Below are 16,772 nucleotides of genomic sequence, written 5' to 3'. Positions count from 1 at the left end.
TTGGTATCGAACTATGCACGTCATCATCGCTAGGTAACTTAAGCGTCAGCGGGTAACAAGAAGATTCCTGTTGGGTTAATGGTCAAATAAGCATGATCAGAAATTTCAGGATCAAACTGCGAAGAGTTCAATTGCAACAGCAGTTCTTGACTATGCCAGTTCACGGCAACTTCATACATAGAACCCATATAAACGATGCCTTTAACCTGACACTGTTGGCATACCTCACCTTCTCCCGCTAGCAATATTGCTTCAGGTCTAACGCCGATCTGATAATCTCCCTCCGGAAAACCATCGATAACATCTTTGTCTGCACCAATGTTATAGCCATTAATCGTGAGCTGATTGCCATTGTAACTGCCATCAAAAATATTCGCGTCACCCATAAAGTTCGCCATGAACATAGACGCGGGTGAACGATATAACTGATCGGGCGATCCTTCCTGCATGATATCACCGTCTTTCATAACAATAACCGTGTCTGAAACAGCAAAAGCTTCCGACTGATCATGGGTAACATACAAAGAAGTGATGTTAAAACGCTGCTGAAGCTCGCGAATGGTTTCACGCATGCTACGACGTAAGTTCGCGTCCAAGTTACTTAAAGGCTCATCAAAAAGAAGCACTTTCGGCTTTAATACCAGAGCACGGGCTAAAGCAACACGCTGCTGCTGACCTCCGGATATCTGGTCGACAAAACGGTCGCCCATTTCACCCAACCCAACCAATTGCAAGGCTTCATCAACACGTTGCTTGATTTCAGGGGCAGGCAGTCTAATCATTTTTAAGCCATAAGCGACATTCTCATGCAAAGACATATGCGGGAACAGGGCATAAGACTGAAACACCATGCAAATATCGCGATGCTGAATAGAAGTATTAGTGACGTCTTCACCGTCGATAAATATCTGGCCGCTGGTCGGCTTTTCTAAACCAGCCACAAGACGCAATACGGTTGTTTTACCGCAACCAGAAGGACCAAGCAGAGTAACCAGAGTGCCTTTTTCGATTTCTAGATCAAGGTCGCCAATTACCGTATTGTCTCCAAAGCGCTTACATACATTTTTTAGCACTACAAAGCTGTTTTCTTTCATTTTTATTTTCTCCAAAACTTATTCTTGGTTCTTGGCTTTTGAACGGGAAATACGGGCTTCGCCCACGAAATAATCAAAGGTCAATATGATGGATAGCATGACAAAGATAAGTAACGAGCCATACGCTATAGCGATACCGTACTCACCGTCTTCTACACGGTTTAAGATGTAAGATGTTGCGACTCGTGTTTCCGGTGTAACAAGGAATATGATGGCACTCACCGTTGTCATGGCTCTTACAAAACTGTAAATCAATGAAGATAAAATCGCAGGGCGAAGCAGTGGTATCAAAATATAGATAATAGTTTTAAACGAGTTTGCTCGTAGGCTAAGAGATGCCTCATCTAAAGACTTATCTAATTGACCCAAACCAGCGACACCAGCACGAATACCAACAGGCACGTTTCTCATTACCATCGAGATAACCACAATGGCGGCGGTTCCCGTTAGGTAAATAGGGGCATCGTTGAAAGCAAGAATATAAGAGACACCTGCAACGGTTCCCGGCACGGCAAAACAGAGCATAGTGGCAAACTCAATCACTTTTTTACCATGGAAGTCCTGACGCACCACGATATAAGCAATAAGCAAACCGAAGGTAGCGGTAATAGGCGCCGCAATACCTGCGTAAGTCATAGTACTGATAAGCGACGGCCAAGCACCTTCGCCAAAGCCCATACCGAATAGATTGATATAGTTATCAAGGGTTAATGAATAGTCCACGCCCCAGTTCACAGTAAAGCTACCAAAGACAATACTTCCGTACAGCAGCACATTAAATAGCATCCAACCGTACAGGGTTACCGATACAAAGGCGCGTAAACTGTCCGGCAATGGCTGAACGTCACCACGGTAAGATTTACCAGAAATAGTCACGTAAGAACGCTTTCCTATCCACATATACTGAATAACGAAAATCGCCAGTGAGAAGATAAGTAAAACAGCACCTAAGGTACTTGCCGACGCGTAATCGAGCTGAGCGCCTGCAATGTAGAAGTAGATTTGCGTTGCCAGTACATCAAAACTGCCACCCAGCACTAACGGGTTACTAAAGTCCGCCAGTGATTGTACAAAGATGATCAAGAATGAGTTCGCAAGTGCAGGCTTAAGCAAAGGTAAAACAATGCCAAAAAAGGTCTGATAGCGATTCGCGCGCAGCGTATAAGAAGCCTCTTCCAATGAAGGATGAAGCGATTTCATTGCACCATCTAAAATCATGAAGGACATTGGCGCAAACGCGAGCACCTGAGCCATCCAGATACCAGTAAAACCGTATAGCCAATTGGTATTTTCAAAACCAAACCAGTCCACCATTAGCTCGGTCACATAACCAGAGCGACCAAGCATCAAGGTGACCCCTAAGCCGACAACAAAGGGCGGAGTCACAATAGGCAAAATAGAGAATATACGAGTAATAAATGCCGATTTTTCGGCGATACGAGTGGAATAAATAGCAAAAATCAAACCAAAAAAGGTGGCTGTAATACCAACCGAACTGCCTAAGAAAATAGAGTTCAGTATGATTTGAACAATCTGTGCTTGCGATAAGATTTCAATAAATTGCCATGCGACAAAGTTACCCATCTCGTCTTGGAACATAGGTACGAAGATAGCGATACTCGGAAAAAGAATAAACGCCGAGATCAAACCAATGATAGAGACTAAAGAACCGATAACAAATGAATCGCCACCCATAAACTCTAATCGGGCCATTGCCAAGGTCATCACGATGCCAAGTGCCGCAAAAAGGAAGAGCGTGGAATAACCCAAACCGTGTCCGGTTACCGCTGAAGAAGTGATAATAAACAGGATACAAAATAGCGAATAACCAATATCGAACTTGTGACGGGTGACATGGTACTTGTTTAAAGCGTGTTTAGGACGAATAAGAAGAGCAAGAGGTAGGCTAAACCAAAGCCATGAAATGTTTCTGCTGCTCCATCCCATTGCTTCAAAAAATTCATCGGAAGTAGAATCGAGTACCCCATAATCAAGGGAAAACGTAGGTAGAAGCACGAAAGCGGCGACGATAGACAATATCCAGTAGAAGATGTAGTCACGATGCGGCTTCTCTTCAAAGTGATTTTTCAAGTCTGACTCTGCTGCTAATTGAGACATGATATTTCCAACCAAAAATGAGTGAATAAGAGACCTAAGGGAAGAGGCAATCAACCCTTATAAATAAAACGGTAGAGAATTGAACAGCGCGGATGCGCTGCTCAAATTAGGAAGGCTTATTCGCCCATTTTAACAACGTTAACCCACTTTTTGATTAGGCGTTTACGTGTATCAGAAGCACCGTAAGTGTTCATGTCGTAATTGATAAGGTCTAGCTTCTTAGGGTCAAGCGCATATGGCGATTGCTCTGCGTCGACATTGGTTAAGATTTGGAAAGACTTTCCTTTTTGCCACGCAAGTTGTTGACCTTCTTTGGACAATACCCAGTCGATAAATAACTTCGCATTTTCTTCGTTGCGAGCACCTTTAATCATACTCACACCACCAATTTCATAACCCGTACCCTCACAAGGAGAGATAAGCTCTAATGGTGCACCCTGAGACTGCTCTAAAGAGTAATCGTGAAGGAAACCGATACCAATAGCGATTTCGCCACGAGCAGAGTTACGAGAAGGTGTCACACCAGACTTAGTATACTGAGAGATGTTCTTATCTAAGCTCTTGAAGTATTCAAAGGCCTTATCTTCACCCCAAAGCTGGATAAAAGTGGCTAGTGCAGTATAAGCAGTACCAGAACTTTGCGGGTCAGCAATTTGAATTTCGTCTTTGTATTCAGGTTTGGTTAAATCTTCCCAACAACGTGGAATAGGCAATCCTTTTTCTGCTAAACGTTCAGTGTTAACACCGTAACCTAAAATACCCATATAAACGGCGGAAGAGTAATTACCTTTACGTTTCGCCGGGTCTCTAAATTCTGGAATGATATTGTCTAGTTCTGCTGACTTATATGGAGAAAGAAGGTCCATTTCACCAGCTTGAGATTGAGGATCCAACGTACCGCCATACCATACGTCCGCTCTTGGGTTTTTACGTTCCGCTTGGATTTTAGCAAGCGTACTACCTGAACCATTTCGAACAAACGACGTCTTCACATCATACTTATCAGAGAACGCTTTCGTTTCTGCTTCACACATTGCGTTTGTGGCACTGCAGTATATAACCAAGCGACCTTCAGCCATGACTTGTGGCGCTGCAAGTGCAGTAGAACCTAAGATACATGCGGCTAAGAGATGGCGTTTAATATTACCTTTCATCGATGTTTCCTCTTTAGTTTTATCCGTTCAAAAAAGAAAAGCACTCGCTTTACTGTTATGAACGGTAGTCACTTCTTTGTGACCACTTTTATTTTTTAAAAGCCCAGCCTAGGCGTGGGACAATCTATTTTGTAGGTGTACGGCTTGTGCCTTAGCAATATTGTGCTGATAAGGGCATAAACCTTGTTCGGGTACACTTCAATAATAAAAAAACAAACAAGGAATAGAGTGAGACAGGTTTTTAGCCAACTAGGAAATTTTCCTAGTTTTAGGCTAGTTAGGTTAGTTTTGAGAGTGAGTTCACAATAAAAACCAACCTTCTATTTTTTCCTCAGTATGAAGATGAGCAGTTGGTTTTCTGGATTGATGTTATGCAATTAGGCTTGATGGCTCTGAACTGATCTCTGTTGCGCTCTCAAGAATGGAATGAGCAACATGCCGACAGCGGCTGCGGCAAAAGTGATCACGGTAAAGAAGCCTTCCCATTGAAACTGCTCAATTACAATAGAAAGCGGGTACCCGGCTAGTGCGGCACCTAGATAGCCGAATAAGCCGACAAATCCTGTGGCTGTTCCTGCTAGGTTTTTGTGTGAGCATTCTGCGGCGGCCATGCCAATCATCATTTGTGGGCCAAAGATAAAGAACCCAATAGAGAACAAACATCCAGAGAGCACATAAATATTGTTGATAGGGGTGAGCCATAAGGCAGCAACAGAGACAAAAATGCCTAAAGCAAAAATTAGATTCATGGGGGCCCGGTTACCGTGGAAAAATTTATCCGATCCCCAACCACCTAGTAGTGAGCCTAAAAATCCGCCCACCTCGAACATAGAAACGGCGGTATTGGCCGTTAGTAAGTCAACCTGATGCCGTTCGACTAGATACAAACTTCCCCAGTCATTAACGGCTATTCGGACAATATAAACAAGCAGATAAGAGCTGCACAGCAGCCAAATGTATTTATTACCCAACACGTATGTTTTTAAAATTTGCTTAAAAGGTAGGCCTTTGCCTTCTTTTTCTTGTTGTTTTTCTAATGGATCATCTCGCCAGTCTCCAACAGTGGGCAAGCCTAACGTGGTGGGCTTATCTTGCATGCGAAAGGAAAGAAACAGACCAACAATAATGGCAATAATACCGGGTACAATAAATCCATATCGCCAGCCCCAGGTGATGGCAATAAAACCAATTAAAATAGGCAGCAAGGCACCACTTACATTGATGCACGTATTCCACAACGACCACCAAAAACCCCTTTCAGAGCGTGAATACCAAGTGGTAAGCAATTTAGCGCAAGCGGGCCAACCCCAGCTTTGAAAAAACGCGTTAAGCGTCCACAAAATTACCATAACAGTGAGAGAAGAACTTAAGCCAAATAAAATATTGATGATGCCAGAGGCAATCAAGCCAAAACCCATAAAATAACGAGGGTTTGACTGATCGCTGATCATCCCCGACAAAAATTTAGACGTACCGTAAGTGATGTAATAAATCGTCGCGATGATGCCGATATCCGAAGGTTCCCAGCCTAAATCGGTAAGCATAACCGGCATGCTGAAATTCAGGCTTTTACGGGTAAAATAAAAAATACCATAACCCACGTACATAGAAAGCATCAGGTGCAGTCGCCAATACTTGTAGGTTGAATCTATCGTCTGTTTATCTGTGATCAACGCAGCGGGTGACTGTTGAGACAACATTCCAAACATGAAGTGAATCCTTGAATACGAAAAGTTATGATAAATTTAAGTGGTTGGTTCAGTGTGTTTTTTTCCATTGCCTATGGTTGGCAGATTAACCATGACCCGAGTACCGAACTCTCCGTCGATAGTTAAGCTACCGCCAAGGGCGGTGACTCGTTCCTGTAGCCCTTTTAATCCCGTACCTTTGGTGCGCCAATCGTCTGGTAAACCAATGCCGTTATCCCGATATTCCATACTAAATAATGTGCCGGGTAAAAAGGTGAGGTTTACTTCCGTGGCTTGCGAGTGTTTGGTCGCATTGTTAATAAGTTCTTGAACAATGCGATACACCGTCACCGACGTCACCTCATCTAATTGCTCCGTATCAAACCCAAAATTTAGGCTAAAATCGACACTGCGCTCAGAAAACTTCATTTCATTCGCCAGTTGTTGCAAAGCGCTTTCCAAACCAAGTTCATCGAGAATGTGTGGTCTCAGTTGAGACAACAACTGGCGCGTCGCACTATGAACCTTAAAAGCAAGGTCGTTTATTGCGGTCGCAATCAGTTTTGTGTTGTCTTCTTTAGCGGTTCTGTTCGCAAGGGTAGCCTGTATTTGAATAGCAGTGATGTTTTGGCCTATTTCGTCGTGCAGTTCACGGGCGACCGACTTACGGATATCTTCTTCTACATGTACTAACTCGCGAGCAAGTTCTTGCTTAACGGACAGTTCATGGGCAAGTTCGTGAATAGCCTGTTTGAGTTTTACAGACAGCAGATACTGACGACTAATCGCGATACCTAACCCTAAACCGACCAACGCCTGAGTGGTTAAAAACAGCTGCATCTCTTCGTAGGTGGCAAACGAGCCCATTACCTTTTTTGCCATGGTAAGCAAGATGCTGTTCATCACCGCCGCCAGTACGCCACCTTGCCAACCGTATCGATAAGCCATAAAAATATTAGGTAAAAGAACAATGATTAAAAGCAGTGACGCCATCTGTTGTTTAAAGCTTAACTCTGCAATCAACCCAATTAAGAAAAACAGAAACATCCACAAAAAAGCCGATGGTCGCAGCGTAACTTCTTTATGCACCAGAGTAGGGGAAAGCGGTACCCACACCTTTTGATTTAAATAATCGTGCAGAAGATAAAAAAATGGCGCAAGAATTATGCCCCCGGTGAGTGAGGCAATGGTTGAGCTATAAATCAGGTTAAGTGGCAGTGCTAGCGGTTTACTTAACAACAGAATGGTACAGGCCTGCAAAAATGCATTAAGAACCACAATACCCAACAGAGCAAGAAGCTGCTGCCAGTACGTTTCTAGCCTTTTCCACCAAGCCTGAATAGGGCGTATTAATGCGCAACTAACAAAGGGGGCAATGAGCAATAAAAAGTTAGACTGATCTACATCCAGTATTTGAACGATGCCCGTAGTAATGAACAGTTCACTGAGTAAAACTATCCACCAATGCTTGACCGGCATAATGAGTAACACCGCAAGCCTTAAGCCAATAGGCAATAAAAGCCCCGCACTGTGGATATTCGTAACTAGGTAACCACTAATGCTCCACAAGCAAAACCAGGTAATACTGTAGATAACAAAGGTAAAAATACTGGTAAACGCTCGGCTACCAATGTGGTTGGTAGGGGGATTCATTCTGGTAATAGTTTGTTTTTTATCGCAAAGCGAATAAGATCAACGTTATTGGATAGCGATAACTTACTTAAAATGTTTGCCCGGTGAACATGCACGGTTTTATGACTGAGTGACAAATCGTAGGCCACTTCTTTCACATCTTTGCCCTGTATTAGGTGCTCAAATATCTCTTTTTCTCGCTTGGTTAGTTCATTAAGTGCTGAAGAAGGTGCGCTGGCATTGCTGAGGTTAAAAAGCGCGTCAGCACAGAGATAGCGATCGCCATTTGAGACGGTACGTATGGCCGTTACCAGTTCACCCGGTCCACAACGCTTAGACAAATAACCAAACGCCCCAGCATCAATGGCTTTACTAACAAAAGAGGCCGAATCGTAAATACTTAACACAATAGCTTTGAGTTCGGGTTTAATCTGTTTTAAACGACCCAACAAGGAAAGACCACTTTCATTGGGCATAGATATATCAATGACCGCGACATCTAAGTTTGCAATAGTGGATAGAGCATCAAACGCATCTTTCGCCGAACTGTATTCACCCACTACAGTAATATCAGATTCGACACTTAACAGTTGGGCAAAGCCAGAGCGCACCATGACATGATCATCAACGAGGGCTACAGATATCATAATTATTATCCTTTTATTACAGCGGATATTCGCAAAATGAATCGGTATGATCAAAATTGATGGCGTGAGGTGTGATGGAGTCGATAGTTAATTTTCAAACGAGTAAAGAGGGCTAATCAACTAAGTAGTAGAAGTTTAAGGTCGTTTTATAGCCGATTGATGCAATAAGCCCTATTTTTAATGCTTTTCTACTTGACCAAACCCTACAGAATCATTAAATTAGCGCCTCGTTGCTTTAGCGGGTAGATAAAAAGCTAGCAACCCAAAATACGGTGAGTTGTCCGAGTGGCTGAAGGAGCACGCCTGGAAAGTGTGTGTACGGCAACGTACCGAGAGTTCGAATCTCTCACTCACCGCCACATTCATGTCTAAAGACGCCTAATGGCGTCTTTTTTCTTGCCTTAAATTTATTTAAATCAATAGTTTAGTGTCAATTCCTGCACACTCTTGTCCATTTCTATCTAACTTTTAAAGTAATGCTATTAGTAATGCTTTTGTACTATATTAAAAATAGGCATTACATTTGTAACTAATTTTGGCATTACTTTTTTCCAAATTAGATCAAACTTATTTCATTTTAATTTGATATAACAAATTGATTTTATTATCTTAAAATTAATGGTGTTACTCATATTTAGAGGAACAGGACTGGGCTTTTAGAAGTATTACTTTAGGGAGTGAGCATGGCTAAGCTAACAGCGAAAGAGGTAGCAAACGCAAAACCCAAAGATAAAGCATATCGCCTCAGCGATGGTGGTGGGCTTTATCTACATATACGGAAAAGTGGTTCGAAATCTTGGGAATGTCGGTATATCAAGCCGACCACTAGAAAACCAACCTATACAGGAGTGGGTGCATACCCTGATGTATCGCTCGCCAATGCAAGAGCTAGAGCGACCGACGTTAGGAAATTAGTTTCAGAAGGTATAGATCCCCAGCTTGTTAAAGCTGAACAGAAAGCAAAAATATCCAGTGAACAAAGTAATACATTCAAGGCAGTTGCTGAACTTTGGAGGGACACTAAAGTTAACCTTAATGGGTCAAATACCATCGCAGGGAATTGGAGAAAGCTTGAGCTACACGCATTTCCTAGCATTGGCTCGATTCCTGTTACTATGCTTACCGCTCCTATGGCGATTGCCGCATTAAAACCTCTTGAAAAGAAAGAGCGGTTAGAAACAGTTAAGCGCACTGCTCAGCTTTTGAATGAGATCATGACCTTTGCGGTAAATTTTGGTCTTGTTCATGCTAATCCTTTAACTGGTATTAAAGAAGTATTTCGCAAGCCCAAAGTTCAACATATGCTGGCATTAAAGCCAGAGGAATTGCCAGAGCTAATCAGAATAGTCGCTAAAGCAAATATGGCAATAACAACTAAATGTTTAATTGAGTGGCAACTTCATACTATGACCCGTTCAAGTGAGGCAGCAGGGGCGAGATGGGAGGAAATAGATGAAGAAAAGCGTTTGTGGATAATACCCAAAGAACGCATGAAGATGAAAAAAGAACATCAAATCCCACTCACTGAACAAGCATTAGCTATTCTCGATGTAGTGAGACCTATTAGCGGTCACCGAAACTATGTCTTCCCATCAATAAGAGATCCCAAAAAACCAACGGACGCAGAAAGTATCAATAAAGCCTTAAGCCGGATTGGGTTTAAAGGTAGAACGACAGCGCATGGTTTACGATCGCTAGCATCAACAACGTTGAATGAACAAGAATTTAATCCAGATGTAATTGAAGCTGCGCTTGCCCACACCGGCAAAGATGCGATTCGCAATGCATACAACCGATCTAACTACCTAGAGCAGCGTAAGCCATTAATGAAATGGTGGAGTGACCATATCGAAAAGGCTAGTTATGGTTCTATGTCTATCACAAATTCACATAGGTAAGTAGATATGGATAAAATTCAGAATATTGAACATATTATTGACAGCTGTGACCATTTTTCTTTAGGTAGAGTTATATAACTGCTGCCGTGTAGTGAAGAAGAAATCTGTTATTGGTTACATAACAAGGATTTAGTCACGTACCTTATTCCGCATAAATGGTTTGAGTTAACAGCCCGGTTTTCTTTCATTCCCAGTGATGATATTTCTTTGCAGAAGTGGAGGAATATAGTCAAATCTTATTGTGATTCCGACACTGAGCAATTATCGAAATTGTTTGATTCAGATTCCTATTCAATATGTGTTGATTCACCTGAAGATGAAAATATAGATGAGAAAAGCATAAAAGAGATAGATAGTTTCAAACTTAATTTAACGTTTATGGGGTTGATTGAGATTGATTTATTTGACCATTTCCGTACTAAATCAGGACTTGATCGACCACTTTACTTTTCATTTTTGAAGCTGAATTGTTCACAGAATTTTATAGGTTTGAAAGTTCAACTGTCAAAACCTCAAGAAGTAAACCCCCTTGAGCATTTGTTAATTTTAAACTAAGACTTGATGGAAGTTTTTAAATTGATCACACAAGGTAATGTTGCGCCTGTGGAAGAACTCCCTAAGAGAAAGCCTCGTGAACCGTCTATGCAACTCAAAGATTTGTTAAAGGCATTAATTGCATCTCATCCTGATTTGGGAGCAGAGACATTAAAAGATCCTTATGCTTTGTACGATAAAATTAATGCAATGATGGCAACTAAATCTTTGCCAATGCCAGAAGTTAGTGATCGTTCAATTGGCGATTGGATTAAAAACTCAAAATGGGGAGATGAAAAATAACTTCTTTCAATGAAACATAATTAAGTTTCAGCAATCTCGTACTATTAATAGTTACATTCTCCTTGTCCAATCAAATCAATTAGTGGCAAGGGGAAACACATGAAACAACATCAAGTAAATAGCAACCCATCATTCGGCTTCGACCCAATTTTGCGCTTTCCAGAAGTGCTACGTTTTACAGGTGCTCGTTCTCGCCAAACCATATATAACTGGATTTCCGCTGGAAACTTTCCAAAGCCAATTTCATTAGGAGCGAACTCTATAGGGTGGTTGCAATCGGATTGTGAAGAGTGGCGTCAAAAAAAATTAAGTCACCGTCAATAAGAAAATTAGTGCTGATTGTAGTAAAAACTTAGGACACTCAGGACAGTTGTATTAAATTATAATAAATACAATAAGTTAAATAATACTGTTTAAACTTGTTTAATCAGGACACTTAGGACACTTAGGACACTTAGGACACTTAGGACTTGATTATGTCGACTGTTATGGGAGTTGGAGTTTGAAAAATCAGAGAAAATAAAAGGCTTTGAAGATCTCAAAGCCTTATAACCTGAGTAAGAAAGATATCTTTGCCGGACCTCTAAGCTTACTCGATAGATTCAGGTTAATAATAGTATGAAAAATAATAAAGTTAAAGAGGCTGATACTTATCGTTACGTAAAAGCTTTAGTTGACGCAGTACTGCATGAAATGCCTATAGGGCTAGCGGACGTGGATAAGTTACATATTGAATCGATAGAAGATAACAATAGTAAACTTATATTAAGCGTATTTAAAGAGCTGTATGTTGAACCCAATAGGCAACCTAATAATAAACAAATTGCTGATGCTGTGCATGATGAATTAGTAAATACAGGCTTCTCAAAATGGGACGCAGAAAAGTTTTGTGACGGGCTTGAAGACTTAAGAGGAAGAAAACAGCAACCGAATATTATTCTTGTTGTTGAAGCCATTAAACAGTTTAGCGTTGATCTCACAAAAGATAATTATTTGCACTTGGTATCAGAGAATAGCAATGCTTTGACCTATGACGTGTTACTTAAGCTCTGCACATCTTCTGGTGAGGAGCCATTTGATTATTATCAACGAGAAATTGTCAGACAGTTTAATTCAAGCCATTCAGTTGTATTGCATAGTGGTAAAACTTTTGTTTGTGAGAAAAAATCAGACCATAAACAGAATGTTTATTTTGAACTTTCTGCACCAAATCAAAAACGCAATTTTTATAACAATCTTTTGTTTTCCTATTCAAATGGAAATAAGTTAGAGACAAAGAACTGCTTTGATGTATGGATGAAATCTCATGAGCGTCTTACTTTTCATGGTGTGATCTTCGACCCATCAAATCCAATTAGTTCTAAATATTTGAATTTGTGGGAAGGTTTTTCGGTGTCACCTATTGATAATGATAATTTACTTGAACCGATTATGTGGCACCTAAAACATATTATATGCCAGGGTAATGATGAGTATTTTCATTATCTTCTTGCATGGATGGCACATATATTTCAAAAACCAGCCGAAAAAACCGGTGTTTGCGTAGTTTTAAAATCTGAGTCTAAAGGTACTGGGAAAAGTACAGTAGCGGTATTACTAGAGCATCTACTTAAAGAGTATTCAGTCAGAATTCAAGATAGCCAACATTTTTTAGGTAAATTCAATAGCTTATTAGCAAACAAGTTGTTTGTAATGGTTGAGGAATCCTTTTGGAGCGGAGCGTCTAGAGATGCCGCAAAGTTAAAGACCTTAATAACTGAAAAAACTATTATCGTTGAAGGAAAAGGAAAAGATGCAGTTCAGTTTGATAGCTATCACCGTTTCATAATGTGTACAAACAACGATTGGGCAGTGCCTCAAACGAGAGATGAAAGACGATTTTTTGTTCTTGAGGTTTCTGAGCAGAAAAAACAAGATCAAGAGTATTTTGATGAACTTTATAAATTAGTTGATTCACCAGAAGTCCATGGCCAACTTTTCAATTTTTTGATGAACTATGATCTTAGTCCGTATAATTTGTACAAAGCTCCTAAAACAGAGGCAACTCAACAGCAATTATTAGAGTCTTTACCTAGTGAAGCGACTTGGTTGATGGGAGTTCTGGATGATGGTTGTTTTGATGGAACAAGGCAGTTTTTCGATCTTGAGAATGAGCGAAAAATTCCAAAAAGTGAATTTTTCGACAATTACATTAGCTACTGTGAAAAAATGGGGGTTAAAAGTTACGACCGTTGCAACAAACAAAAGTTAGGGTTGTTTCTTAAAAAAGTCGTTAATGTTGTGGACGGAGGGAAGGTAACTGTTGCAGGTGTTGGACCACGATTAAACAGTTACCAAACTCCACCTTTAAAAGAAATGACTACTCTGTTTAACCAATACTATAGTTGTTCGTGACCGAAGTGTCCTAAGTTAAAAATAGAAATTTCTAACTTAGGACATAAATAATAATAATTATTTCATTATGTTAGGCTTCATGCCCTAACTGTCCTAAGTTTTCAGTTCTTTTTGCTGCTGAAGTTGAGTACATTGCTCTGCCTTCATTATGTGCTCAATTTCTACACCGTCATAGCCTGCTTAATAACTTTTAATTAAAATTTTGTATTTATAAAGTTTAACTTAGGACATTCTTTCTCTCATATAATTAGTGTGATAACTAGTGAGGTCTGCTGTCGGCGGACAATATAGTTTGGTCATTTATTGGCTAGTTCAGTAATAGCGATGCAGGTAGGCTAAAGCACTTTTGCCCCTTTATAATTCGGTGAGATTTTTGACCGATAAATTTCGTCACTAACTTTTTTGACTTTTCCCGCATCGCAGAGAGCAAACGAGCAATGCACGAAAACTCCCAAAAACTGGCACTTTTAAACATTTCTAGCCCAGAGCCATGCTCGCATAATCATGCAAGGTTACGTGAAGCTATAAAGCCAAATTGTTACGTGTATATTAAGTGAAATCTACCCTTCAGAGAGCTTCTGCTACTGCAAAACGAAGAACGGCGCCGCTTGATAAGATGCCGTCTGTGAACAGAAATGGCCAGATATGAGCATAGCAGTCAAATTTAGTTCACTCTAAATTTGCATAACTACTGACGTCTGCTTTCACACTGGCATGAACACGTTCATGGTGATCGCGGTGTCTGTGACCATCTTTTCCCGATCCCATTGATACGAGCAGGACAGCTACTAACGCTGTGGCAACACCGGCTCCCCAAATGGCCTTTTGTCTTTCTATGCTTCTGGTAAAATATGATGTGAATTTTCTCCAGTTGACGATTGAGTGCAGTACACCGGCAATAACAAACGCGAGTCCACCCCAATCATGAATAGGTCGAATTCCATAAAAGTCGATATGAAATAGCAGGCAAACACCAGTGACAGAGACAGCAAGATAGGTAACCGCCAAAAAAGGACTGAGCCAGGATTTATCCGTGAGTTTATTAAGCATCATTGCCCCCTAAAACCATGCAATATGTGAGGTTATATTATCTATGTGGGAAGTGTATTTTTAGCAGTTTTACTTTGATTTACATTTTGTACTTATTTTCTGCACATTTGCTCAACCGGTGAAGCTTGTTTATAAGGTTAATATTGAACCAGCCCACTTACCCATTCTGTTAAAGAGGTCAGCAAACCAATCAGAAGCCCTTCACCGATAGCTACGGACGCAATAAGCTGCTTCTTTGTTAATCCTGACAGGCGAGCGAGATAGACAATAATCTCCGTAAATACCAGCGGGAAAAATGCCCAACCAGCTACAGCGGCCACGCCCATCGAATTAACCCAGTTTTGAGCTCGTTTTACTGATGTGTCAGGAAGAACATTCAGTTTATTTTGCATATCCAGATAGTCTACCGCCAGGCATACAACGTAAGCAGAGCAGCAGGAAGCGGTTAAAGTCACGCTAAAGAATAGCCAGGATTCAACGACACTCGCCATAACCATAATTAAAGGCATAGTTGGGATAAATAATACACCTCTGACTGAAATCAGAGCGGCATATCCGGTTAGTACATACAACTGATTATTCGTGATGGCTTCCTGCATTTCAGATAGGGTGTAGGTGTTATTGAGCCACCGAATACCGACAATGGCGATTACCACGATGACGACCCACACGACAACTTTAATGATGGCGTTCATGTTGCGGCTCCTTCTTATCTCTACATATCTGAAGTTCGAGTGCTTCTTTGCAGCTCTTTCTGCTACCACAACGTAAGCCGGTTACTTGCCATGCAACATCAAGCGTTCTGTGCATTCCAACCAATGTATATTGGCAACGCAGGGGATAATCCTGCATTACAAACATACGGGCGAAAAATACGCTGTCATCCCGGCTATTAGGCAGTTCTTTTCTCAGTTGCTTAAAGTTCGACTCATCACTTTCATGGACTTCTGTAAGTTGATATTCCGTGAGTAATTCACTTTTTGTAAGAATGTTGTACTCAAGGAACTGATTTTTTGGTAGAAGCACCAAGGTGGTTTCAAGCGAGGAGGTAAAAACTTTAGGAGTAAATACAATACAGACAATTGCGAGCATGAATGAGATTGTCAGTGCAATGCACACGCGGAAAATGGTTTTTAATACCATGGACCTTTCCCTTATTGTTGCACCTACCGAAGCTTTGAGTTTCATATGTGGCCTCCTGACGCATATAACAAAACGCACAGTAAGGTTACCGCGAGTAAAAGTTCAAATGGTTTAGTTTTGGTTTACCCAATGTTGAACTGTGTAAATTTAAGTAAAAATGGGCTTTCTACACCGAATATAAACTAGTGGCGAAGTGAAGATGGGTAAGATTCTAATTGTTGTCTCACGGTGAACATTATTCGCCGGTACGTTTTACTCAATTAGGATATTGACGATGAAAAAATCAAAAACTTATCTTGCCTTAGCTGCTATTGGCATAGCATTGACCGCTGGTTGCTCACACAATGATATAGCACCACCAGAGGAAGAGGGTATGAGTACTGCCACGAAGGAAGTCGTCATAAATGGCGTAACCTTTAGCGTGTCAGACAGTTACCAGTTCTTTGGCTGGCGTGATGCCCCGACTGAGTTTAATTACAACAAACTGCCTATCCAGACCTTTACCAATACCAATGGTGATACGCATTATTATCAGGTTGTACAGCTTCCGGATGGCAACCTGAACTGGTTCCAGGCAGCATACCTGGCTGATGACGCGGGTGGCTACCTGGCGTCGATTTCATCAGCAGAAGAGAATGCCTTTCTCTTCGAGTTGGTGAATGATGAAAAATACTTCTGGAGATTCCCTAAGTATGTTGAAGGTCAGAGCAGACACAACCACTATGAAATCACTATCGGTCCTTTTCTTGGCGGTTACCAGCCTGAAGGGGCGGAAGAGCCTACGGGTGGATGGAACTGGCTTAGTGGAGAGGCGTGGAACTACAGAAACTGGGCTCAGAACCTTGATGATGGTGTAATCGATAAAGATCCGCGTCCTAATGACCAGCCTAACGACTCTGGTAACGGGCAGCGGGTGATGGGCTTTGGCGAAATGAACCTGCCAGTACCGACCTGGGGTGACTATATGGACGATGTTGGCACCTATGGTCGTGACAGACTACCAGGCCGCTCTTATGCATTCATCATGGAATTCGAGTCCATGCCTAAATAATAATGTCGTGCATGGGTGCTCTTAGAGCGCCCATTTTTGTGTCGACAAGAGTACACTTTTTCATGC

15 protein-coding genes and 1 tRNA gene are annotated in these 16,772 nt (G+C 41.3%); 7 read left to right on the top strand and 9 right to left on the bottom strand.

Annotated features, from left to right (window positions below):
* Positions 1–38: 38 nt before the first annotated feature.
* The 6 genes from fbpC to PGX00_RS11690 form a co-directional block, all read right to left on the bottom strand.
* Positions 39–1,094, bottom strand: coding sequence for a ferric ABC transporter ATP-binding protein (gene fbpC / locus PGX00_RS11715; RefSeq protein WP_272136457.1), 1,056 nt, complete (start codon positions 1,092–1,094; stop codon positions 39–41).
* Between the two features lie 18 nt (positions 1,095–1,112).
* Positions 1,113–3,212 carry an ABC transporter permease gene (locus PGX00_RS11710; RefSeq protein WP_272136455.1) on the bottom strand — a complete coding sequence of 700 codons (2,100 nt, stop codon included), beginning with the start codon at positions 3,210–3,212 and terminating at the stop codon, positions 1,113–1,115.
* A gap of 116 nt (positions 3,213–3,328) precedes the next feature.
* Positions 3,329–4,366: an ABC transporter substrate-binding protein gene (locus tag PGX00_RS11705; RefSeq protein WP_272136453.1), complete on the bottom strand. Its 1,038-nt coding sequence runs from the start codon at positions 4,364–4,366 to the stop codon at positions 3,329–3,331.
* A gap of 377 nt (positions 4,367–4,743) precedes the next feature.
* Positions 4,744–6,075 (bottom strand): MFS transporter family glucose-6-phosphate receptor UhpC, encoded by a 1,332-nt coding sequence (gene uhpC / locus PGX00_RS11700; protein ID WP_272136451.1) that lies wholly within the window; start codon positions 6,073–6,075, stop codon positions 4,744–4,746.
* 36 nt (positions 6,076–6,111) lie between these two features.
* Positions 6,112–7,707 (bottom strand): signal transduction histidine-protein kinase/phosphatase UhpB, encoded by a 1,596-nt coding sequence (gene uhpB / locus PGX00_RS11695; RefSeq protein ID WP_272136449.1) that lies wholly within the window; start codon positions 7,705–7,707, stop codon positions 6,112–6,114.
* The gene (locus PGX00_RS11690) at positions 7,704–8,333 is read right to left on the bottom strand and encodes a response regulator transcription factor (protein ID WP_272136447.1); all 630 of its coding nucleotides are present in this window, start codon (positions 8,331–8,333) and stop codon (positions 7,704–7,706) included. The genes uhpB and PGX00_RS11690 overlap by 4 nt, the downstream gene beginning before the upstream one ends.
* A 271-nt stretch (positions 8,334–8,604) precedes the next feature.
* Here PGX00_RS11690 and PGX00_RS11685 point away from each other — a divergent pair.
* The 6 genes from PGX00_RS11685 to PGX00_RS11660 all read left to right on the top strand — a co-directional run bounded on the left by PGX00_RS11685 (position 8,605) and on the right by PGX00_RS11660 (position 13,462).
* Positions 8,605–8,692: transfer RNA gene (locus tag PGX00_RS11685), tRNA-Ser, on the top strand.
* A 324-nt stretch (positions 8,693–9,016) separates the two neighbouring features.
* A complete protein-coding gene (locus PGX00_RS11680) occupies positions 9,017–10,231 on the top strand; it encodes a tyrosine-type recombinase/integrase (RefSeq protein ID WP_272136444.1) in 1,215 nt (404 codons plus the stop codon).
* A gap of 270 nt (positions 10,232–10,501) precedes the next feature.
* Positions 10,502–10,786: a hypothetical protein gene (locus PGX00_RS11675; RefSeq protein WP_272136442.1), complete on the top strand. Its 285-nt coding sequence runs from the start codon at positions 10,502–10,504 to the stop codon at positions 10,784–10,786.
* Positions 10,787–10,792: 6 nt separating this feature from the next.
* A complete protein-coding gene (locus tag PGX00_RS11670) occupies positions 10,793–11,068 on the top strand; it encodes a hypothetical protein (RefSeq protein WP_272136440.1) in 276 nt (91 codons plus the stop codon).
* Positions 11,069–11,167: 99 nt separating this feature from the next.
* Positions 11,168–11,392, top strand: coding sequence for a helix-turn-helix transcriptional regulator (locus tag PGX00_RS11665; protein ID WP_272136438.1), 225 nt, complete (start codon positions 11,168–11,170; stop codon positions 11,390–11,392).
* 294 nt (positions 11,393–11,686) lie between these two features.
* Positions 11,687–13,462, top strand: a complete 1,776-nt coding sequence (locus PGX00_RS11660; RefSeq protein WP_272136436.1) for a DUF5906 domain-containing protein — start codon at positions 11,687–11,689, stop codon at positions 13,460–13,462.
* 669 nt (positions 13,463–14,131) lie between these two features.
* Here PGX00_RS11660 and PGX00_RS11655 read toward each other — a convergent pair.
* The 3 genes from PGX00_RS11655 to PGX00_RS11645 form a co-directional block, all read right to left on the bottom strand.
* On the bottom strand, positions 14,132–14,512 hold the full coding sequence (locus PGX00_RS11655) for a DUF4405 domain-containing protein (RefSeq protein WP_272136434.1): 381 nt from the start codon (positions 14,510–14,512) through the stop codon (positions 14,132–14,134).
* A 137-nt stretch (positions 14,513–14,649) separates the two neighbouring features.
* Entirely contained in the window at positions 14,650–15,207 is a 558-nt protein-coding gene (locus PGX00_RS11650; protein ID WP_272136432.1) for a hypothetical protein, read from the bottom strand.
* Complete coding sequence (locus tag PGX00_RS11645) at positions 15,191–15,700, bottom strand: hypothetical protein (protein WP_272136430.1); 510 nt, start codon at positions 15,698–15,700, stop codon at positions 15,191–15,193. The genes PGX00_RS11650 and PGX00_RS11645 overlap by 17 nt, the downstream gene beginning before the upstream one ends.
* Before the next feature lie 229 nt (positions 15,701–15,929).
* Between PGX00_RS11645 and PGX00_RS11640 the strand changes: the two genes are divergently transcribed.
* Complete coding sequence (locus PGX00_RS11640) at positions 15,930–16,706, top strand: C-type lectin-like domain-containing protein (RefSeq protein ID WP_272136428.1); 777 nt, start codon at positions 15,930–15,932, stop codon at positions 16,704–16,706.
* Positions 16,707–16,772: the final 66 nt, after the last annotated feature.

The sequence above is a fragment of the Vibrio algarum genome, from assembly GCF_028204155.1.
GTDB classification, from domain to species: Bacteria; Pseudomonadota; Gammaproteobacteria; order Enterobacterales; family Vibrionaceae; genus Vibrio; species Vibrio algarum.
The sequence above is the reverse complement of the archived record's forward strand: the minus strand, read 5'-3'. Positions and strand labels throughout refer to the sequence as shown.